Origin of the sequence: Kitasatospora sp. NBC_01287 (assembly GCF_026340565.1) — a bacterium.
Lineage (GTDB): Bacteria > Actinomycetota > Actinomycetes > Streptomycetales > Streptomycetaceae > Kitasatospora.
Map to the genome: position 1 here is coordinate 6095026 of NZ_JAPEPB010000001.1, position 21074 is coordinate 6116099.

General features: G+C 70.9%; 16 protein-coding genes. 13 read left to right on the forward strand and 3 right to left on the reverse strand.

Annotation, left to right across the window (positions count from 1 at the left end; all coding sequences use genetic code 11):
• Positions 1-211: 211 nt before the first annotated feature.
• Complete coding sequence (clpX, locus tag OG455_RS26380) at positions 212-1495, forward strand: ATP-dependent Clp protease ATP-binding subunit ClpX (RefSeq protein WP_266297768.1); 1284 nt, start codon at positions 212-214, stop codon at positions 1493-1495.
• Between the two features lie 85 nt (positions 1496-1580).
• Here clpX and OG455_RS26385 read toward each other — a convergent pair whose 3' ends face one another.
• Both OG455_RS26385 and OG455_RS26390 read right to left on the reverse strand, forming a co-directional pair.
• A complete protein-coding gene (locus OG455_RS26385) occupies positions 1581-2408 on the reverse strand; it encodes a hypothetical protein (RefSeq protein ID WP_266297770.1) in 828 nt (275 codons plus the stop codon).
• A 21-nt stretch (positions 2409-2429) separates the two neighbouring features.
• Positions 2430-3368, reverse strand: coding sequence for a hypothetical protein (locus tag OG455_RS26390; protein WP_266297772.1), 939 nt, complete (start codon positions 3366-3368; stop codon positions 2430-2432).
• 163 nt (positions 3369-3531) lie between these two features.
• Here OG455_RS26390 and OG455_RS26395 point away from each other — a divergent pair, with 163 nt between their 5' ends.
• The 10 genes from OG455_RS26395 (at position 3532) to OG455_RS26440 (ending at position 15816) form a co-directional block, all read left to right on the forward strand.
• Positions 3532-6162: a valine--tRNA ligase gene (locus OG455_RS26395; protein ID WP_266300960.1), complete on the forward strand. Its 2631-nt coding sequence runs from the start codon at positions 3532-3534 to the stop codon at positions 6160-6162.
• Positions 6163-6391: 229 nt separating this feature from the next.
• The gene (locus OG455_RS26400) at positions 6392-6898 is read left to right on the forward strand and encodes a hypothetical protein (protein ID WP_266297774.1); all 507 of its coding nucleotides are present in this window, start codon (positions 6392-6394) and stop codon (positions 6896-6898) included.
• A 102-nt stretch (positions 6899-7000) separates the two neighbouring features.
• Positions 7001-8368 carry a folylpolyglutamate synthase/dihydrofolate synthase family protein gene (locus OG455_RS26405; RefSeq protein WP_266300961.1) on the forward strand — a complete coding sequence of 456 codons (1368 nt, stop codon included), beginning with the start codon at positions 7001-7003 and terminating at the stop codon, positions 8366-8368.
• Between the two features lies 1 nt (position 8369).
• Positions 8370-8711, forward strand: a complete 342-nt coding sequence (locus OG455_RS26410; RefSeq protein WP_266297776.1) for a DUF4233 domain-containing protein — start codon at positions 8370-8372, stop codon at positions 8709-8711.
• A gap of 91 nt (positions 8712-8802) precedes the next feature.
• Complete coding sequence (ndk, locus tag OG455_RS26415; RefSeq protein ID WP_266297778.1) at positions 8803-9216, forward strand: nucleoside-diphosphate kinase; 414 nt, start codon at positions 8803-8805, stop codon at positions 9214-9216.
• Between the two features lie 347 nt (positions 9217-9563).
• On the forward strand, positions 9564-10589 hold the full coding sequence (locus tag OG455_RS26420) for a rod shape-determining protein (RefSeq protein ID WP_323185649.1): 1026 nt from the start codon (positions 9564-9566) through the stop codon (positions 10587-10589).
• Between the two features lie 59 nt (positions 10590-10648).
• Entirely contained in the window at positions 10649-11671 is a 1023-nt protein-coding gene (gene mreC, locus OG455_RS26425) for a rod shape-determining protein MreC (RefSeq protein ID WP_266297782.1), read from the forward strand.
• Between the two features lie 4 nt (positions 11672-11675).
• Complete coding sequence (mreD, locus tag OG455_RS26430; protein ID WP_266297784.1) at positions 11676-12284, forward strand: rod shape-determining protein MreD; 609 nt, start codon at positions 11676-11678, stop codon at positions 12282-12284.
• Between the two features lie 116 nt (positions 12285-12400).
• Positions 12401-14614 carry a penicillin-binding protein 2 gene (mrdA, locus tag OG455_RS26435; RefSeq protein WP_266297786.1) on the forward strand — a complete coding sequence of 738 codons (2214 nt, stop codon included), beginning with the start codon at positions 12401-12403 and terminating at the stop codon, positions 14612-14614.
• Positions 14611-15816 (forward strand): FtsW/RodA/SpoVE family cell cycle protein, encoded by a 1206-nt coding sequence (locus OG455_RS26440; RefSeq protein ID WP_266297788.1) that lies wholly within the window; start codon positions 14611-14613, stop codon positions 15814-15816. Before mrdA ends, OG455_RS26440 begins: the two co-directional genes overlap by 4 nt.
• A 151-nt stretch (positions 15817-15967) precedes the next feature.
• Here the strand turns inward: OG455_RS26440 and OG455_RS26445 are convergent, their stop codons facing one another.
• Complete coding sequence (locus tag OG455_RS26445) at positions 15968-17068, reverse strand: M14 family zinc carboxypeptidase (RefSeq protein ID WP_266297790.1); 1101 nt, start codon at positions 17066-17068, stop codon at positions 15968-15970.
• A gap of 643 nt (positions 17069-17711) precedes the next feature.
• Between OG455_RS26445 and OG455_RS26450 the strand changes: the two genes are divergently transcribed.
• On the forward strand, positions 17712-19667 hold the full coding sequence (locus OG455_RS26450) for a TIGR03960 family B12-binding radical SAM protein (RefSeq protein ID WP_266297792.1): 1956 nt from the start codon (positions 17712-17714) through the stop codon (positions 19665-19667).
• 260 nt (positions 19668-19927) lie between these two features.
• Entirely contained in the window at positions 19928-20731 is an 804-nt protein-coding gene (locus tag OG455_RS26455; RefSeq protein WP_266297794.1) for a TIGR03936 family radical SAM-associated protein, read from the forward strand.
• The last annotated feature ends 343 nt before the right edge of the window (positions 20732-21074 follow it).

The window sequence follows — 21074 nt, forward strand, 5'->3', positions numbered from 1 at the left end:
GGGCCCCGGCCCACCCAGGCCTTGCCCGCCCGACGGCGTCTGTTCGGTATCAATTCGCCCAGGGCGTAGGGCAGAGCTGTCGAAGGCGGCGGATTCTGCGAGTTGGCAGAGTACCGTCGGATACCGAGACCTGACCGCCGCGGTGGCGGCCGCGGTCCACAGCACCAGGCCCCGGACCCCCGCGGGGCCCCTGGCGAAGGGGAAGCACCTCGTGGCACGCATCGGAGACGGTGGCGACCTGCTCAAGTGCTCGTTCTGCGGCAAGTCGCAGAAGCAGGTGAAGAAGCTGATCGCCGGACCCGGCGTGTACATCTGCGATGAGTGCATCGATCTCTGCAACGAGATCATCGAGGAGGAACTCGCCGAGTCCTCCGAGGTGCGCTTCGAGGAGCTCCCGAAGCCGCGCGAGATCTACGAGTTCCTGGACCAGTACGTGGTCGGCCAGGACCTCGCCAAGAAGGCGCTCTCGGTCGCGGTCTACAACCACTACAAGCGGGTGCAGGCCGGCGAGGCCGGGCGCGGCGGCGGTCGGGACGACGCCATCGAGCTGGCCAAGTCCAACATCCTGCTGCTCGGCCCGACCGGCTCCGGCAAGACGCTGCTCGCGCAGACCCTGGCCCGGATGCTCAACGTGCCGTTCGCGATCGCCGACGCCACCGCGCTGACCGAGGCCGGCTACGTCGGCGAGGACGTCGAGAACATCCTGCTGAAGCTGATCCAGGCGGCCGACTACGACGTCAAGAAGGCCGAGACGGGGATCATCTACATCGACGAGATCGACAAGGTGGCCCGCAAGAGCGAGAACCCCTCGATCACCCGTGACGTCTCCGGCGAGGGTGTCCAGCAGGCGCTGCTGAAGATCCTTGAGGGCACCACCGCCTCGGTGCCTCCGCAGGGCGGCCGCAAGCACCCGCACCAGGAGTTCATCCAGATCGACACCACGAACGTGCTGTTCATCGTGGGCGGTGCCTTCGCGGGCCTGGAGCGGATCATCGAGGGCCGGGCCGGCGGCAAGGGCATCGGCTTCGGCGCCAACATCCGCTCCAAGCGGGAGAGCGACGCCAGCGACCACTTCCGTCAGGTGATGCCGGAGGACCTGGTCAAGTTCGGCATGATCCCGGAGTTCATCGGCCGCCTGCCGGTGATCACCAGCGTGCACAACCTGGACCGCGAGGCGCTGCTGCAGATCCTCACCGAGCCGAAGAACGCGCTGGTCAAGCAGTACCGCAAGCTCTTCGAACTGGACGGCGTGGAGCTGGAGTTCAGCCGGGACGCGCTGGAGGCGATCGCCGACCAGGCGATCCTGCGCGGCACCGGCGCGCGCGGGCTGCGAGCCATCATGGAGGAGGTGCTGATGTCCGTGATGTACGAGGTCCCCTCGCGCCAGGACGTCGCCCGCGTGGTGGTCACCGGTGACGTGGTCTCCAAGCACGCGATCCCGACCCTGGTTCCGCGCGACATGATCAAGCGCGAGCGGCGCGACAAGAGCGCCTGACCGCCCCGCCCGCACGGCGAAGGGGCCCACGACCGGAATCCGGTCGTGGGCCCCTTCGCCGTGCGGGCGGCAGCGCGGCACGGCCCTACTTGGGTATCTCGGCCACGGCCCGCAGGTCGCGCGCGTCCTGGGCGGCCTTGTCCAGGGTGGGCGCCTTGCCGCTCGCGGTGCTCTGCATCATCACCACCAGCGCGCTGTTGTCCACCCACATGCAGACGGCGTCGGTCTCGGTCGCGCTGGTCGCGTCCTCGCAGCTCAGCAGCCCGCCCTTGGCACCGGGGGAGGGGTGCTGGCGGGGGCTGAACGTGACGTCGTTGGTCGTCGCGCTGCTCTCGAAGCTGCTCCAGAAGGCGGACTCCTCGGCGCTCGGCGAGCCGATCTTGCCGGTGCCGCCGTAGACCACCACGGCCCGGTCCGAGGAGGTGCTCTTGTAGACCGTGCTGACCGTGGAGGTCAGTTCCTTGGCGGTCTCCGGATCGCCGGTCATGCTCTTCTGCAGCGACTGGGCCAGGCTGTTGGTCGGGTCGCTGGTCAGGCCCTGGAAGCTCTTCGGCAGTACCACCTGCTGGGTGCCCAGTTGGGAGACCTTGTCCGCGACGGTGGACACCAGCACGGCGCCGGCCACCACGATCGCGCCGCCGACCACACCGAGCGTGACCCACAGGCCGCGCCGGGAGCGCTTGGCCGGCGTCACCGGGTAGTAGGCCCCCGGCCAGGACTGACCGGGCTGTCCGGGCTGTCCGGGCTGCCCCGGCGGCACGGGCCCGTACCCCGGCGACTGCGGCGGCACCGGTCCGTAGCCCGGGGGCGGCGGGGGCGGTGCCTGGCCGTAGCCCGATGGCTGGCCGTAGCCCGGAGGCTGGCCGTAGCCCTGGGGCGGCGTCGGCTGACCGTACGGGTACTGCTCGGACATCGGTGTTCCTTTCCGGAACGGTTAGTTCGAGACCACCATGACGTCGTGGATCTTCTCCGCCTTCACGGCCGCGGCGGCGGGCGTGATGGCGAGGGACTGGGCACCGGCCGTCATGAAGGTGACGCTCACGAAGGTCGACTTGCTGGACCAGACGCAGACGGTCTGCCCGCCGGCGTCCGGGACACCGGCGATCTTGATGTCCATCACCCCGCACTTGAGCGTCGCGTCGTCCTTGTTGCTGCCGCCGGAGTAGGCGGTCAGCGGTGTGGTCCAGGTGGCGCCGCCGGCCGTGACCTCGGAGGAGTAGTCGGACATCGCCTTGGCGGGGTCGGTGAGCTTGCCGTAGTGGCCGGAGATCGAGAGGGTGTCGTTGCGGTTGGCGTCGTTGGCGTAGCCGGCCATCAGCGCGGTCATGTCGGTGCCGTAGCCGTTGGTCTTGGTCGGGTCGACCGGCTGGGTCTTGGAGGTCGTCTGCGTGTAGCCGTTGCCGGTGCCCAGCTGCATCAGCTGCGGGGTGGTGAGCTTGTAGCTGCCCGCCGCACTCGACCCGCCGCCCATCGCCTTGGAGAGGGCGAAGCCGCCGCCGCCCAGCACCGCGAGGGCGACCAGCACGCCGATCACCACACCGGCCTTGCCCTTCTTCGGCGGCGGTGCCTGCTGGCCCCAGGCCTGCTGCGGCGGCACCGGTAGCTGGCCCCAACCGGCCTGCGGCTGCGGCGGGTAGGGCTGCTGCGGGGGATAGGGCTGCTGGGGCGGGTACGGCTGCTGCGGCACGCCGTAACCCTGCTGCGGCGGATAGGTCGGCTGCCCGTACTGCGGCGCCGGCGGTTGCTGCGGGTAGCCGTACTGCGGGGGCTGCGGCTGCTGCTGTGGATACTGCGGCGGCTGGCCGTACGGCTGCTGCCCGTAAGGCTGCTGTCCGTAAGGCGGTTGGTCCTGCGGCTGCCCCTGGCCGTACATCCCGCCCACGCTCCCCCGCCGCGATATCGCGCGGCACCGACCGAACCCCACCGGCCTCGCCGGGCCCGGTCGATCACCCGTCCGAGCATCGGGCACGCTACCGTACGCCATTAATGGGCAAGGGCACGACCTCTGGTTCCGTAAACTGTGTGTCGTGACCGACATGACGAACCAGCGCCCCGCCGACCAGACGTCCGGGGACCACGCAGCAGCCCTCCCGACCACCTACGCCCCCGGCGAGGTAGAGGGCGAGCTGTACGAGCGCTGGGTGTCGCGCGGTTACTTCACCGCGGACGCCAAGAGCGACAAGCCCGCGTACACCATCGTGATCCCCCCGCCGAACGTGACCGGTGCCCTGCACCTGGGGCACGCCTTCCAGCACACGCTGATGGACGCCCTGACCCGCCGCAAGCGGATGCAGGGCTACGAGGCGCTCTGGCTGCCCGGCATGGACCACGCCGGCATCGCCACCCAGAACCGGGTCGAGCAGCAGCTCGCCGCCTCCGGCCAGTCCCGCCACGACCTGGGCCGGGAGGCCTTCGTCGAGAAGGTCTGGGAGTGGAAGGAGAACTACGGCGGCCAGATCCTGGGTCAGATGCGCCGCCTGGGCGATGGCGTGGACTGGTCGCGCGAGCGGTTCACCATGGACGAGGGCCTGTCCCACGCCGTCCAGACCATCTTCAAGCGCCTCTTCGACGACGGCCTGATCTACCGCGCCGAGCGCATCATCAACTGGTGCCCGCGCTGCCTGACCGCGCTCTCCGACATCGAGGTGGAGCACGAGGACAGCCCCGGCGAGCTGGTCTCGATCCGCTACGGCGACGGGGACGACTCGATCGTGGTCGCCACCACCCGGGCCGAGACCATGCTCGGCGACACCGCCGTCGCGGTGCACCCGGACGACGAGCGCTACCAGCACCTGATCGGCCGCACCATCGCGCTGCCGCTGACCGACCGCCGGATCCCGGTGGTCGCCGACACCCACGTGGACCCGGAGTTCGGCACCGGCGCCGTCAAGGTGACCCCGTCGCACGACCCCAACGACTTCGCCATCGGCCAGCGGCACGGCCTGCCCAACCTGACCGTGATGGACGAGCACGGCGCGATCACCGTGCACGGCCCCTTCCTCGGCCTGGACCGCCTGGAGGCCCGCTCGGCCGTGGTCGGCGCGCTGCGCGAGCAGGGGCGGATCGTCGAGGAGAAGCGCCCCTACATGCACGCGGTGGGCCACTGCTCGCGCTGCCACACCATCGTCGAGCCGCGCCTGTCGCTGCAGTGGTGGGTCAAGGTCGAGCCGCTGGCCAAGGCGGCCGGCGACGCGGTGCGCGACGGCCGAACCCGGATCCACCCCAAGGAGATGGAGGGCCGCTACTTCGCCTGGGTCGACAACATGCACGACTGGTGCATCTCGCGGCAGCTCTGGTGGGGCCACCGGATCCCGGTCTGGTACGGCCCCGACGGCGAGGTGGTCTGCGTCGGACCGGACGAGCAGCCGCCGACCGGCGAGGGTTGGAGTCAGGACCACGACGTGCTGGACACCTGGTTCTCCAGCGGTCTGTGGCCCTTCTCAACCCTGGGCTGGCCCGAGCAGACCCCGGACCTGGCGAAGTTCTACTCCACCGACGTCCTGCTCACCGGCCACGACATCATCTTCTTCTGGGTCGCCCGGATGATGATGTTCAGCCTCTACGCGATGGACGGCCAGGCGCCGTTCCACACCGTGGCGCTCACCGGCCTGGTCCGTGACCAGTTCGGCAAGAAGATGTCCAAGTCCAACCCGAACGCGGTCGACCCGATCGACTGGATGGACGAGTTCGGCGCCGACGCGGTCCGTTTCACCCTGGCCAGCGGCGCCAACCCCGGTGCGGACGTGCCGATCGGCGAGGAGTGGGTCAAGGCCTCGGGCAAGTTCTGCAACAAGATCTGGAACGCCACCCGGTTCGCCCTGATGAACGGCGCCACCGTCGAGGGCCCGCTGCCGGCGCCCGAGGTGATGACCGCGGTCGACCGCTGGATCCTGTCCCGGCTGAACGCCACCGTCGCCGAGGTCGACGCGCTCTACGACGACTACCAGTTCGCCAAGACCGCCGACGCGCTCTACCACTTCGCCTGGGACGAGGTCTTCGACTGGTACGTCGAGCTCTCCAAGACCACCCTGGCCAAGGGCGGCCCGCAGGCCGACGCCGCCCGCCGGGTGCTCGGCGAGGTGCTGGACGTGACGTTGCGGCTGCTGCACCCGATCGTCCCGTTCGTCACCGACACCCTGTGGACCACGCTGACCGGCGCCGAGTCGCTGGTGATCGCCGACTGGCCGGCGGACAGCGGCTACCGCGACGCGGCGGCCGAGGCGGAGATCGCCACCCTGCAGCAGGTGGTCACCGAGGTCCGCCGGTTCCGCTCGGACCAGGACCTCAAGCCGACCCAGAAGGTCCCGGCCGCCCTGGAGCTGGCCGGTACCGCGCTGGTGGCGCACGAGGACGCGATCCGCTCGCTGCTGCGCCTCACGCGGCCCGAGGCCGGCTTCGCGCCCACCGCCTCGCTCCCGGTGGCCGGCGCCACCGTGGCGCTCGACCTCTCCGGCACGATCGACGTGGCCGCCGAGCGCAAGCGCCTGGCGAAGGACCTCGCGGCCGCCGAGAAGGAGAAGGCGCAGACCGCGGGCAAGCTCGGCAACGAGGCCTTCCTGGCCAAGGCCCCGGAGGACGTGGTGGTGAAGATCCGGGGCCGCCAGCAGGCGGCCGAGGCCGACATCGCCCGGATCACCGCGCAGCTGGCGGCCCTGCCGCAGAGCTGACGCACCGTCACGTGACTGACGCCGATCGGCCGCACCCCTGCCTCAGGGGTGCGGCCGATCGGCGTTTTGGTTTGGAAACACCCGGGGAATTTCCGATTTCTTGAATCCGTGACCGGCTTTTTCCGTTCTTTCGCCAGTTCCTGCGGCCAGGTCCGGTGACCTGCGAAGGTGCGCCGTATACCGTGTGCTGCAGTTCCGAGTACGGGCACTCGTGAAAGGAAGGCAGGGCATGGTGGCAGCGCACAAGTTGGCCGGCGAACTTCCTGCACAGCGGGTCGAGGAGGCAAAAGGGCGGGCCGCGACCCTGCTGCTCGCGTTCCGGCACGGCAATCAGGTCGCCTTCGACGCGGCCCTGGACCGCCTGCTGGCCGAGGCGGCCGAACGCGAAGTGGTCTCCCTGCTGGCCTGGATCGCGGCGGAGGCGGTGCGCAAGGCCTACGCGCCCGCGGTCGGCGACAAGGTGCTGCGCGCGCTGGCCCGGCGGGCTCCGAAGGGCGACATCGGGGTGCTGGTCGACGAGGAGTCGGCGGACGCGGCCCGGCTGATCGAGGCGGTCCGCGGCGGTCAGGTGGCCGCCGTGCGCCAACTGGTGGCGGCCACCCCGGACACCACCTTCCTGCTCGGCGGCCTGCTCCAGGCAGTGGCGATGATGCTGCCGCTGCTCGCCGAGGACGAGATCGACGAGGTGGTGGCCGAGCTGCGGCTGCGGCAGAGCCCGGTGCCGGCCACGGCGTAGCGCGCGGCGCGCGGCGGGCCGTGCCGCCCCCGGGCGGGAAGCGGGCGGGCACGCTCGTAGACTGGCCGGGTGAGCAGCAGCGCCGGGCCGAACCCGTACACCATCCGTCCCGCCAGTGCGGACGAAACCGACCAACCGGCCGGCCTTCGCGAGATCGAGGCCGAGCTGGCCAAGCGCTGGCCGGAGAACAAGATCGAGCCCTCGCTCGATCGGATCAACGCGCTGATGGACATCCTCGGGGAGCCGCAGCGCGCCTATCCCTCGATCCACATCACCGGCACCAACGGCAAGACGTCCACGGCTCGGATGGTCGAGCAGCTGCTGAACACCTTCGAGCTGCGCACCGGCCGGTACACCAGCCCGCACGTGGAGTCGGTGACCGAGCGGATCAGCCTGGACGGGCAGCCGATCAGCGCCGAGAAGTTCGTCGAGACCTACCAGGACATCGAGCCGTACGTCCTGATGGTCGACGAGGCCCAGCCCGTTCCGCTCTCCTTCTTCGAGGTGCTCACCGGCATGGCCTACGCGGCCTTCGCCGACGCCCCGGTGGACGTCGCCGTGGTCGAGGTCGGCATGGGCGGCAGCTGGGACGCCACCAACGTGATCGACGCGGCGGTCTCCGTGATCACCCCGGTCTCGCTGGACCACACCGACCGCCTCGGCAGCACCACCGGCGAGATCGCCACCGAGAAGGCCGGCATCATCAAGCAGGGCGCGCTCGCGGTGGTCTCCCAGCAGCCGCTGGACGCGGCCCAGGCGATCCTGGAGCGCGCGGTACAGGTCGAGGCGACGGTGGCGCGCGAGGGCCTGGAGTTCGGAGTGCTCAGCCGGGAGATCGCGGTCGGCGGGCAGCTGCTGACGCTGCGCGGGCTGGGCGGCGGCGAGTACACCGACGTCTTCATCCCGCTGCACGGCGAGCACCAGGCGCACAACGCCTCGATGGCGCTGGCCGCGGTGGAGGCCTTCTTCGGCATCGGCGCGGCCCGGGAGGGCCGGCTGGACCTGGACAAGGTGCGCCAGGCGTTCTCCGGGGTCAGCTCGCCCGGGCGCCTGGAGGTGGTCCGGCGCAGCCCCACCATCCTGCTGGACGCCGCGCACAACCCGGCCGGCGCCCGGGTCACGGCCGCCGCGGTGGGTGAGGCCTTCGACTTCAACAAGCTGGTCGGGGTGATCGCCACCAGCGGCGACAAGGACGTCATCGGCCTGCTGGAGGCCTTCGAGCCGATCCTGGCCGAGGTGGTGATCACCCAGAACTCCACCCATCGGGCGATGCCGGTCGACGCGCTCGCCGCCCAGGCGGTGGAGGTCTTCGGCGAGGACCGGGTGCAGATCGAGCCGCGGTTGGACGACGCGATCGAGGCCGCCGTCACCCTCGCCGAGGAGGAGGGTGACCTCACCGGTACCGGAGTCCTGATCACCGGTTCGGTGATCACCGTGGGCGAGGCCCGCCTGCTGCTCGGGAGGAAGTGACGTGCGTACCCTCTGCTCCTCCACGCTGATCGGCGAGGTCTTCGTGGTGCTCTTCGCGGCCTGTGTCGCGATGCGGATGACCGATGTCTCCAGCACCGTCATCTGGTCGGTGAGCGGGGTGGCGATGCTGCTCTGCGTACTGCTCTGCGGGGTGATCACCCGGCCGGGCGCGGTGGCCGTCGGCTGGGCGCTCCAGCTGGCGCTGATCGCCGCCGGACTGCTGCTGCCGACGATGTACGGGCTCGGCCTGATCTTCGCCGGCCTCTGGTGGTGCTCGGTGCACTACGGCCGCAAGATCGACGTCATCAAGGCGGAGCGGGAGGCCCGGGCAGCGGCTGCCTGAGCCGTTGCTCACGCAAGGTAATCTCTCCAGTGGCGTACACCATTTTTGCCGATTTCCGCGCCGCCCCCTCCCATACCACTGGAGCCGCACCGTGACCCAGCGCACTCTCGTCCTGCTCAAGCCCGACGCCGTCCGCCGCGGCCTGGCCGGCGAGATCATCAGCCGGATCGAGCGCAAGGCCGGCTGGCAGCTGGCCGCCGTCGAGCTGCGCACCTTCGACCGCCCGACGCTGGAGCAGCACTACGCGGAGCACGTCGGCCGGCCGTTCTACGAGCCGCTGCTGGAGTTCATGACCTCCGGTCCCTCGATCGCGCTGATCGTCACGGGCGAGAACGTGGTCCCCGGCATCCGCGCGCTGGCCGGCGCCACCGACCCGCTGCAGGCGGGGGCCGGGACGATCCGCGGCGACTACGCGACGATCACCCGCGAGAACCTGATCCACGCCTCGGACTCGGAGACCTCGGCCGAGCGCGAGATCAAGATCTTCTTTCCCGACCACGCCTGACACCCGGTCGCGTCCGCGTCCGGGCCTGACGTCCGGTCAGGATTCGCCACGGTTGGCCGAGCGGTAGCGGGCGGGCTCAGCCAACCGTGGGAATCTGATCGTCAAATATGGAACTGGCATCTCCGACACGGCGTCCCAATGCCGGGAGAACCGATCCTTCGACGCAGAATGGACGCCATGCCCACCCCGCCGACCAGCTCGCCGGGCGTGGATACGATGGTGGCATCTTGCGGACCCGAGTGGTCCGCCGCGCTCTCAGCGCGCCGCAGCGCGGCCTCATGTGAGGCCCGAATCCCTGCCCATGACGTCCAGTTCGGGAAGGCGTTCCACACCCCATGGCCAAAAACCTGTCGTTCATCGGCCGTGACCTGGCGATCGACCTCGGCACTGCCAACACGCTGGTGTACGTCAGGGGCAAGGGCATCGTCCTGAACGAGCCGTCGGTCGTGGCGGTCAACACCAACACCGGGACCATCCTGGCGGTCGGCTCCGAGGCGAAGAAGATGATCGGGCGCACGCCCGGCAACATCATCGCCATCCGCCCGCTCAAGGACGGGGTGATCGCCGACTTCGAGATCACCCAGCGGATGCTGCGCTACTTCATCCAGAAGATCCACCGCCGCCGCTACCTGGTCCGCCCGCGGGTCGTGGTCTGCGTGCCGAGCGGGATCACCGGGGTCGAGCGGCGGGCCGTGGTCGAGGCCAGCCACCTGGCCGGCGCCCGACAGGTGCACATCATCGAGGAGCCGATGGCCGCCGCGATCGGCGCCGGGCTCCCCGTGCACGAGCCCACCGGCAACATGGTGGTCGACATCGGCGGCGGCACCACCGAGGTCGCGGTCATCTCGCTGGGCGGCATCGTCACCGCGCAGTCCATCCGGGTGGCCGGCGACGAGCTGGACAACGCGATCGTCCAGCACATCAAGAAGGAGTACTCGCTGCTGCTCGGCGAGCGCAGTGCCGAGCAGATCAAGATGAGCATCGGCTCGGCCCACGGCTCGGAGAACGAGAAGGACGAGCACGCCGAGATCCGCGGCCGGGACCTGGTCAGCGGCCTGCCCAAGACCGTGGTGATCTCCGCCGCCGAGGTCCGCGAGGCGATCGACGAGCCGGTCAACTCGATCATCGACGCCGTCAAGACCACCCTGGACCAGTGCCCGCCGGAGCTGGCGGGCGACGTGATGGACCGCGGCGTGGTGCTCACCGGCGGCGGCGCGCTGCTGCGCGGACTGGACGAGCGGCTGCGCCGCGAGACCGGCATGCCGATCCACATCGCGGAGAACCCGCTGGACTCGGTCGCCCTCGGTTCCGGACGCTGCGTCGAGGAGTTCGAGGACCTGCAGCAGGTACTGGACGCGCAGCCGCGTCGTTAGAGCCTGTGTCCGACCCTGCGCCAAGACCCGACACCTCCAGAAGGGGCAGCCCCGCCGCCGTGAGGGACACACGAGAGAGCCGACTGCTGCTCATCCTGCTGGTGGCCGTCGCGTTCGCCCTGATCACCGTGGATATCAAGGGGGGCGCGAGCTCCCCGCTGAACGGTGCCCGCCGGACCGCGGCCGATGTGTTCGGCCCGGTCGAGCGCGGGGCCGCGGGCGCCGTCGACCCGATAGCCCGCACGGTTCGGGCGATCCGCGACTCCGGCACCGAGCAGCAGCGGCTGGACCAGATCGGTGCGGAGAACACCGCGCTGCGCCAGAAGCTGGCCTCCTCCGACGCCGCCACCGGACGCACCAAGCAACTGGACGACCTGCTGCGCACCGCCGGGACCGGCGGCTACACGATCAAGGCCGCGCAGGTGATCGCCATCGGCGCGGCCCAGGGCTTCTCCTGGACCATCACCATCGACGCCGGCAGCGACGACGGCCTGCAGCGGGACATGACCGTGATCAACGGCGCCGGTCTGGTCGGCCGGGTCACCACCGTCGCCCCGACCACCGCCACCGTCCTGCTCGCCACCGACCCGGGCTTCACCGCCGGCACCCGGATGGAGGGCAGCGGCGAGATCGGCTTCGCCGCCGGGCAGGGCCAGGGGCCGCTGAAGGTGCAGCTGCTCAACGGCAAGGCGCAGGTCAAGCCGGGGGACCGGCTGGTGACCTTCGGCTCGCAGAGCGGGCGCCCGTTCGTCCCCGGCGTGCCGGTCGGCTCGGTCACCGAGGTGGAGGCCACGCCCGGCGAGCTGACCAAGACGGTGCTGGTCCAGCCGTTCGTCTCGTTCACCAGCCTCGATCTGGTCGGGGTGGTCGTGGTGCCGCCGCGCACCGACCCCAGGGATTCGGTGCTGCCGCCGGTGCCGAGCCCGAGCCCCACGCCGGCGCCCGCCCAGGCCGCCGCCGCGCAGGCCGTGCAGCCCTCGGGCGCGCCGGGCACGCAGCCCGCCGCCCAGCCCACCGGTGCCCAGCCCGCCGGTGTGCCGGGGCAGCCCGCCCAGCCCGCCGACTCGCCCACAGGGAACTGATCCGATGGCCGTCAAGCGCGTACTGCTCTCCGCCCTGCTGATCCTGCTCGCCCTCGTGGTCCAGGTCAGCGTGCTGGGCCGGCTCCAGCTGCCCGGGGCCACCCCGGACCTGCTGCTGCTGGTGGTGGTCGCGCTGGGCCTGGTCTTCGGCCCCGCCGGCGGCTGCCTGACCGGCTTCGCCGCCGGGCTGCTGGCCGACCTCGCCCCGCCCTCCGACCACGCGATCGGCCGCTACGCGCTGGTGCTCTGCCTGATGGGCTACGCCGCGGGCCTGCTGCGCGCCGAGCCGGGCCGCCAGCGCTCGGTGCTCGCCCCGCTGCTGGTGGTGGCGGGCGCGGCGGTGCTCTCCACCGTGCTGTACGCGGGGGTCGGCGCGCTGGTCGGCGACACCGCGGCCCGGCATGTCGGGCTGCCCTCGCTGGCCGGCACCGCGCTCCTCTACGACCTGCTGCTGGCCCCGTTCGTGGTCCCCGCGGTGATGGCGCTGGCCCGCCGGGTCGACCCGTCCGCGAACGGTGAGGTGACCGGCTCCGGCCTGGGCACCATCGCGCGCTACCGCACCACCCGGGAGCCGTCCGCCACGCCGCCCGGCCGCAAGTTCCGCGGCGTGTAGCCGTGACGCCGTTCCGACGCCGTGCCGCACCTGGCGTCGTGAAGTCCGACCCTGTGAAGTCCGACGCTGTGAAGTCCTGACTGTTCTGATCGCCTTGCCGGAGGGGAGTTCTTGAGGTGAGCAACATCCCGGAGACCGGGCGCACCCGCCGGGTGACGATCCGCCTGGTCGTCCTGCAGATCCTGGTGCTGTCGCTGCTCGGCACGCTCGGCGGCCGCCTGTGGTACCTGCAGATCCGCAACGGCAGCCAGTACACCGCCCAGGCGTCCAACAACCACATCCGCGAGGTGGTCTCCCCGGCCATCCGCGGCGAGATCCTGGACGCCAACGGGCAGGTGCTGGCGGGCAACCAGACCAAGCTGGTGGTCTCGGTCAGCCGCACCTCGCTGCTGGAGCAGAAGGACCACGGCAAGGCCGCGCTCACCCGGCTCGCCCAGGTGCTCGGGATGAGCCCCAAGGACGTCCAGGACAAGGTCCGGCTCTGCGACGCCAAGACGCCGCAGCCCTGCTGGAACGGCTCGCCCTACCAGCCGATCCCGGTGACCGACCAGGCCACCACCCAGCAGGCGATGCAGATAATGGAACGCCGCGAGGACTTCCCCGGCATCACCGCCCAGCCCACCGCGCTGCGCCAGTACCCGGCCCCGGACGGCGCCAACATGGCCCAGGTGCTCGGCTACCTCTCGCCGGTCACCGACGACGAGGTCACCAAGAGCGCCAACCAGAGCGGCAAGAACAAGTACCTGCCCAGTGACCAGATCGGGCGGGCCGGCCTGGAGTCGGTCTACGACAACGACCTGCGCGGCACCACCGGCGTCGACCGGCTGGAGGTGGACAACCTCGGCCGGGTGATCGGCAGCGCCGGCACCACCCCGGCCCAGCCCGGCGACAACGTGGTGACCAGCATCGACGCCCGGGTGCAGAAGGTCGTCGAGGACAACCTCAACCAGGCGATGACCGACGCCCGGAACACCTTCGACACGGTGACCAACCAGAACTTCGTCGCCGACTCCGGCGCGGCCATAGTGATGGACGTGCACACCGGCCGGATCATCGCGATGGCCAGTGCCCCCACCTACGACCCCAACCTCTGGGTCGGCGGCATCTCCGCCAAGGACTACGCCAACCTCACCAACCAGGTCTCGAACTACCCGCTGCTCAACCGGGCGATCCAGGGCCAGTCGGCCCCCGGCTCGACCTTCAAGGTGGTCTCCACCTCCGCCGCGGTGCAGGCCGGCTACTCGCTGGACGGCCACTACCCGTGCCCGTCGAGCCTGACCATCGGCGGCCGCGAGTTCAAGAACTTCGAGGGCGAGTCGGCCGGTGACATCTCACTGGAGAAGGCGCTGGAGATCTCCTGCGACACCGTCTTCTACGGCCTCTCCTACGACCAGTGGATGAAGGACGGCGGGATCAAGCCCAAGGCCAACCCCGCCGACTGGTTCTACAAGACGGCCCACCAGTTCGGCCTCGGTGCCAAGACCGGCATCGACCTGCCGGCCGAGGTGCCGGGCCGGGTCCCCGACCGGCAGTGGAAGACCGACTTCTTCAACGCCAACAAGGACGCCTGGTGCAAGCAGGCGGCCGGCGGCGGCACCGACTACGCCACCGAGATCGCCCGCGAGAACTGCGTGGACGGCGCCGTGATGCGCGCCGGTGACTCGGTCAACTACGCCATCGGCCAGGGCGACACGCTGGTCACCCCGATCCAGATGGCCACCATCTACTCGGCGCTGGCCAACGGCGGCACGCTCTACAAGCCCAGCGTCGCCAAGGCGGTGGTCACCCCTGGCGGCCAGCTGGTGCACGACATCGCCCCGCAGGTCAGCGGCAAGTTGCCGGACGACCAGAAGACCCTGCAGTACATCGACCAGGCCACCGCGGGCGTGATCACCGAGGGCACCGCGGCCTGGAAGTTCACCGGCGCGGGCTGGCCGCAGGACAAGATCCAGCTGCACGCCAAGACCGGTACCGCCGAGGTCTACGGCAAGCAGACCACCTCCTGGCTGACCACCTACAGCAAGGACTACGCGGTCATCATGACGATCAGCCAGGCCGGTACCGGCTCCGGCGGTTCGGGTGACGCGGTGCGCCGGATCTACCAGGCGCTCTACGGCGTGGACGACAAGGGCAACATCGACCCCAACAAGGCGCTGCTGCCCACCCCGCAGACCCAGCTGCCCAAGTTCAACCCGGACGGCACCGCGATCCTGAAGACCGCCTCGTACACCCTCGACCTCCCCTCGGCGCCGACCCGGCCGGCGGCGACCACCGACCTGGTCGCGCTGGAGCCGATGGGGCGGACCACGATCGGAAGGGGCCGGGCATGACCTCCTCCTCGTACGGCTCCTACCGCCAGCTGCGGTTCTCCCCGCAGCGCGGCCCGCTGGCCAGGGCGCTGGCCAAGGACGCCCCGCTGCGGCGGCTCGACTGGGTGATAATCCTGGCCGCGCTGGCCCTGTCGCTGGGCAGCTCGATGCTGGTCTGGTCGGCCACCCGGGGCCGCGACTCGCTGACCCACGGCGACCCGCAGTACTTCCTCTACCGGCACCTGACCAACATGGCGATCGGCGTGGTGCTCTGCGGCGGCGCGATCGCGATAGGGCACCACCGGATCAAGGCCGCGGTGCCGGTGCTCTACGTGCTGGCCCTGCTGATGCTCTTCGCCACCCTCAGCCCGCTGGGCTCGACCATCAACGGCGCGCACTCCTGGATCCAGTTCGGCGGCGGTTTCTCGATCCAGCCGGCCGAGTTCGCCAAGTTGGCGATCGTGCTGGGGATGGCGCTGGTGCTCTCCTCCCGGGTGGACACCGGCGAGCGCACGATGCCCACCGGCCGCACGGTGCTGCTGGCCCTGCTGCTGGGCGGCTTCCCGATCGGGGTCGTGCTGCTGATGCCCGACCTCGGTTCGGTGATGGTGATGGCGGTGACCATCCTGGGGATCCTGCTGGCCTCCGGGGTCGCCAACCGCTGGCTCTTCGGCCTGCTGGCCGGCGGCGGCCTCGGCGCGACGGCGGTCTGGAAGCTCGGCGTGCTCAGCAAGTACCAGATCGACCGCTTCGCCGCCTTCGCCAACCCGGCGCTCGACCCCTCCGGCGTCGGCTACAACACCGCCCAGGCCCGGATCGCGATCGGCTCCGGCGGCCTGACCGGCAAGGGGCTCTTCCACGGCACCCAGACCATAGGGCAGTTCGTCCCCGAGCAGCAGACCGACTTCGTCTTCACGGTCGCGGGGGAGGAGCTGGGCTTCATCGGCGGCCTGACCATCATCGTGCTGGTCGGCATCATCCTCTGGCGCGCCTGCCGGATCGCCCGGCAGGCCACCGACCTGTTCGGCACCGTGGTCGCGGGCGGCGTGATCGCCTGGTTCGCCTTCCAGTCCTTCGAGAACATCGGCATGACGCTGGGCATCATGCCGGTGGCCGGCATCCCGCTGCCGTTCGTCAGCTACGGCGGCTCCTCGATGTTCGCCGGGTGGATCGCGATCGGCCTGCTCCAGGCGGTCAGGACCCAGCGGCCGATAGCGGGCTGAGCGGTCGCTCACCCAACGCAGGCCCGGGCGGTGCTCAGCACCGCCCGGGCCTGCCGTTCCCCGTGCTGCTCCACCTGCCTTTCCACCTGCCGCCAACGGTGCGACTCCCCGCGTGCGGGAAGGCCCTGGCGCCGCATCGCGCCGCGACGCACTACGCGTCGCCGAGTACGGCCCGGGCGCCCGCGGCCACGGCTCTGGCCTGCAACCGTGCCTGCTGTGTGACCGGGACCCAGCGCGGGGCGAACCGCTCGCGCAGGTCCGCGCAGTGGCCGGCGATCCGGGGGATCGAGCCCAGGGCCGCGGCGACCCGCAGCGGGATGCGCTCGGCGGCGAGCTCCAGCGAGGTGACCTGCGCCACGGTGCGGGCCCAGGTGCCGCGTTCCCACTCGTCGGCCAGACCCGGTGCGAGGGCCAGGGTCTCCTCGGCGGCGGGGTGGCCGTACGCCCGCACCCCTCGCAGCCGGTCGCGCAGGCGCCGGGCCGCGGCCTGGAGGGCGGCGGCGGGGTCCGGGTGCGGTGAGTCGTCGCCCACCCCCGTGACCGCCCACATCGGCACCTCCACCACGGCGGTGGTCACCCCCAGATGGGTCCAGGTCGACGCGGCCGCGTCCTCCGGCAGCACCTCGAACCGCTCCCGGGCCCCGGCACCGGGCATCAGGTAGAGGCCCGGTTCGGGGCTCGGCCAGTAGGCGGCATCGGCTGAGCCGAGCTCCAGCGGCACCTGGTCGGCCGAACCGAAGGGCCGGCTGAACCCGGCGATCGGCCTGGTCAGTTGGACGAAGGCGCCGCCGAAGTCCACGCCGTGCAGCGAGCATTGGAGGGCCGGACGGAGTTCCTCGATCACGCCCAGCAGAGCCCGGGTCTCGGGCAGCCGTTCGGCCCCGAGCCACTCGGGCTGGCCGGCCGCCGGGGGCCGGTAGAAGTGCTGGAAGTGGCGTTCCATGGTCAGCGGCCCACGTAGCCACTCCTCGTTGCGTGCCGCACCGTCGGGGTCCAGGCAGAGCACGAAGTGCCAGGAAAACCCGCCCGGTTGGGCCGCCGCCTGGCGGGCGAGAAGCCAACTGGTGGTCATCCCCACCGGCTCGTTGGCGTGCGCCCCCGCCACGACCAGGACATGGCGCTCCCCGGCGCCCAGCGACAGCAGCCAGAGCGGACGTCCTTGGGCGGACTCGCCGATCCGGCGCAGCGTCCCACCCGATCGCCGCGCCAAGGTGGCTGCCCGATCGATGAGTTGATCGACCGTCAGATACATGGCGCGCCGACTTGAGGTCGGCGCACCCGGCAGGGCAGGGGGTGGTTGCGCTGCGGCTGCCGTGTCGTCTCGTTCAGGTCCGCGCATTCGTCCACTGCCCGAGGGATGGTGCGGGTGCGATCGCCGTGTCAGTAGCGCACGAATGGCTGCGGGATGTCAACGATGCAACTCCTGTCATTCCGACAGGCATTGATGCCCGGCGATCACATTCCGTCGACCGCGGGTCAAACCCGGGCACGCCCCTGGCGGACTGTTGACGACCACGTGCGGATCGGCGGGGAGCCCGGAGCGGGCGCCTGCGGGGTCCACCCGCACGACGCGGGCCGCACCGGGGCGGGCCTTCGCCTGCCGGCGGACGCCACCCCCGGGACGGGTTCGCCGCGGCTGTCCTGGAACCCCGTCTCCGCCGTCTCCGCCGTCACCGCCGTCACCGCCGTCGCCGCGGGCCTGTCCGGACAACTGGGCGAGCAGCACCGGCCGTGCTGGTGCTGCTCGCGCTGCTGCCGCTGCCCGTCCAGCGCCTGGTCCTCACCTGGACCGACCTCTGGTTCGTCATGCCGCCGCCTGCGGCGTTCCGGGACGCCCCACACGTCGCGCTACCCTTGAGGGTCACCCCTCCCGCTCACACAAAGGGTTTCGCCGTATGCCAGTCGAATCGGTCTTCCCACGCCTGGAGGCCCTCCTCCCGCACGTCCAGAAGCCGATCCAGTACGTCGGTGGCGAACTCAACTCGACCGTCAAGGAGTGGGACTCCTGCGACGTGCGGTGGGCGCTGATGTACCCGGACGCGTACGAGGTCGGGCTGCCCAACCAGGGCGTCATGATCCTCTACGAGGTGCTCAACGAGCGCGAGGGCGTGCTGGCCGAGCGGACGTACAGCGTCTGGCCGGACCTGGAGGCACTGATGCGCGAGCACCAGGTGCCCCAGTTCACGGTGGACGCGCACCGCCCGGTCAAGGCCTTCGACGTCTTCGGGCTGAGCTTCTCCACCGAGCTCGGCTACACCAACATGCTGGCCGCGCTCGACCTGGCCGGCATCCCACTCCAGGCCGTGGACCGCACCGACGAGGACCCGATCGTGCTGGCCGGCGGCCACGCCGCGTTCAACCCCGAGCCGATCGCGGACTTCATCGACTGCGCGGTGGTCGGCGACGGCGAGCAGGCCGTGCTGGACATCACCGCGATCATCCGGGCCTGGAAGGCCGAGGGCCGCCCCGGCGGCCGCGACGAGCTGCTGCTGCGGCTGGCGAAGACGGGCGGGGTCTACGTGCCCCGCTACTACGACGTGGAGTACCTGCCGGACGGCCGGATCGCCCGCGTGGTGCCCAACGCCCCCGGCGTGCCGTGGCGGGTCTCCAAGCACACCGTGATGGACCTGGACGAGTGGCCCTACCCCAAGCAGCCGCTGGTCCCGCTCGCCGAGACGGTGCACGAGCGGATGTCCGTGGAGATCTTCCGCGGTTGCACCCGCGGCTGCCGCTTCTGCCAGGCCGGCATGATCACGCGCCCCGTGCGGGAGCGAAGCATCACCGGCATCGGCGAGATGGTGGAGCGCGGGCTGAAGGCGACCGGCTTCGAGGAGGTCGGCCTGCTCTCGCTCTCCTCGGCCGACCACACCGAGATCGGCGACATCGCCAAGGGTCTGGCCGACCGCTACACCGAGGACAAGATCGGCCTCTCGCTGCCCTCCACCCGGGTCGACGCCTTCAACATCGACCTGGCCAACGAGCTCAGCCGCAACGGCCGCCGCTCCGGCCTCACCTTCGCCCCCGAGGGCGGCAGTGAGCGGATCCGCAAGGTGATCAACAAGATGGTGTCCGAGGAGGACCTCATCAACACCGTCGCCACCGCCTACGGCAACGGCTGGCGCCAGGTGAAGCTGTACTTCATGTGCGGCCTGCCCACCGAGACCGACGACGACGTGCTGCAGATCGGCGCGATGGCCAAGAACGTGATCCAGAAGGGTCGCGAGGTCACCGGTCAGAACGACATCCGCTGCACCGTCTCGATCGGCGGCTTCGTCCCCAAGCCGCACACCCCCTTCCAGTGGGCCCCGCAACTCTCCGCCGAGGAGACCGACGCCCGCCTGGCCAAGCTGCGCGACTCGATCCGCGGCGACCGCAAGTACGGCAAGAACATCGGCTTCCGCTACCACGACGGCAAGCCGGGCATCGTCGAGGGCCTGCTCTCCCGCGGCGACCGCCGGATCGGCGCCGTCATCCGCGCGGTCTACGAGGACGGCGGCCGCTTCGACGGCTGGCGCGAGCACTTCTCCTACGACCGCTGGATGCTCAGCGCGGAGAAGGGCCTGGCCGGCACCGGCGTCGACGTCGCCTGGTACACCACCCGCGAGCGCACCTACGAGGAGGTGCTGCCCTGGGACCACCTGGACAGCGGCCTCGACAAGGACTGGCTCTGGGAGGACTGGCAGGACGCGCTGGAGGAGGTCGAGGTCGACGACTGCCGCTGGACCCCGTGCTTCGATTGCGGCGTCTGCCCGCAGATGGACACGACCATCCAGATCGGCCCCACCGGCAAGAAGCTGCTGCCGCTGACCGTCGTCAACGCCGCCCCCCAGCCGCAGGGCACGACGGCCTGATCGGCGCGGGCCGTCCGGGTCGGTGGCATCCGCGGCCCGGCGGTCCGGGAGCGGCAGGGGCGCGCGGTGTGACCTCGGTCACGGGTGCGCCCCTGCTTGCGTGGTGTGCGGCTTCCGGGGGAGGTCCGCATGCCGGGTAGGCTTGCTCCTTGACAGCGTCCGGACCGCAGGTCACCACCCGCCCCCGGACCCGGCTTCTGACGAAGGACTGAGCGACCCTGGCACGCCGCACGCCCGACGGTCCGCCTCCCGCGCCGACGGTGCAGCGCATCCGTCTGCGCTACACCAAGCGTGGCCGTCTGCGCTTCACCAGCCACCGCGACTTCCAGCGCGCCTTCGAGCGGGCCCTGCGGCGGTCCGCCGTCCCGATGGCCTATTCGGCCGGCTTCACCCCGCACCCCAAGGTCTCCTACGCCAACGCCGCCCCGACCGGGGTGGCCAGCGAGGCGGAGTACCTGGAGATCGGGCTGGCCGAGCCGCGGGATCCGCAGGAGCTGCGCGCGCGACTGGACGAGTCGCTGCCGACCGGGCTGGACATCGTGGACGCCGTCGAGGTGCGCACCCCGAACTTCGTGGAGCGGCTGGAGGCCTCCCTCTGGGAGCTGCGGCTGGCCGGCGTCTCCGAGGCCCAGGCGGCGCACGCGATCGAGGTGTTCCTGGCCGCCGAGAGGGTCGAGGTCGAACGGCAGACGAAGAACGGGTTGCGGGTCTTCGACGCGCGCGGGGCCGTCAGCCACCTGGAACTGCTCCCGGCGCAGGTCGGCGTTGGTCCGGTCGGGGAATCAGCGGCCACCTCCGATGTTCGTACCGGTCAGGCCTGTGCGATACTGCGCCTGGTAGTACGACACGCCACACCCGCCGTACGACCAGACGACGTCTTGTCCGGTCTCCGTGCGACGGCCGACCTGGCGCTGCCGGTCCCCGCTGAGGTGACCAGGCTGGCGCAGGGGCCGCTCGATGAGGAGACCGGCACGGTGACCGACCCGCTGGCGCTCGACCGCGCTGCGGCCCCGGCCGTCCCATCGGAGACGGCCGTCGAGCCGCAGGCCGCAGCGTCCGCCTAGCGGGCGGAGGCGAGGGCCGGACCAACCACCCGGCCCTGCGTGCTCCAGGCCGCCGCGGCTCCCCAGGGGAGCGAGCGTCGTCGCGCACAGGTCCCGGGAGCCACCTGGGTTGTGGGGCCGCGCAGCTTGGGAAAACCTGAGAACACTGGTCGGACCAGAAGACTTTTCGACACCCCGCACCGTGCGGGGCGCCGAGCGAGACTACGAGCCCCTGTGCGGCCTCGCGTCCGCACGGCGGCACCGTGGAGAGTCGGCCCGGGCGCCTTCGCGCCCCATGGCCGGCCACCGGTGCCCGGCCGTGCCCGGATGCGGAGCCCGGGGGCCTGACGGGAGATCCACCCGC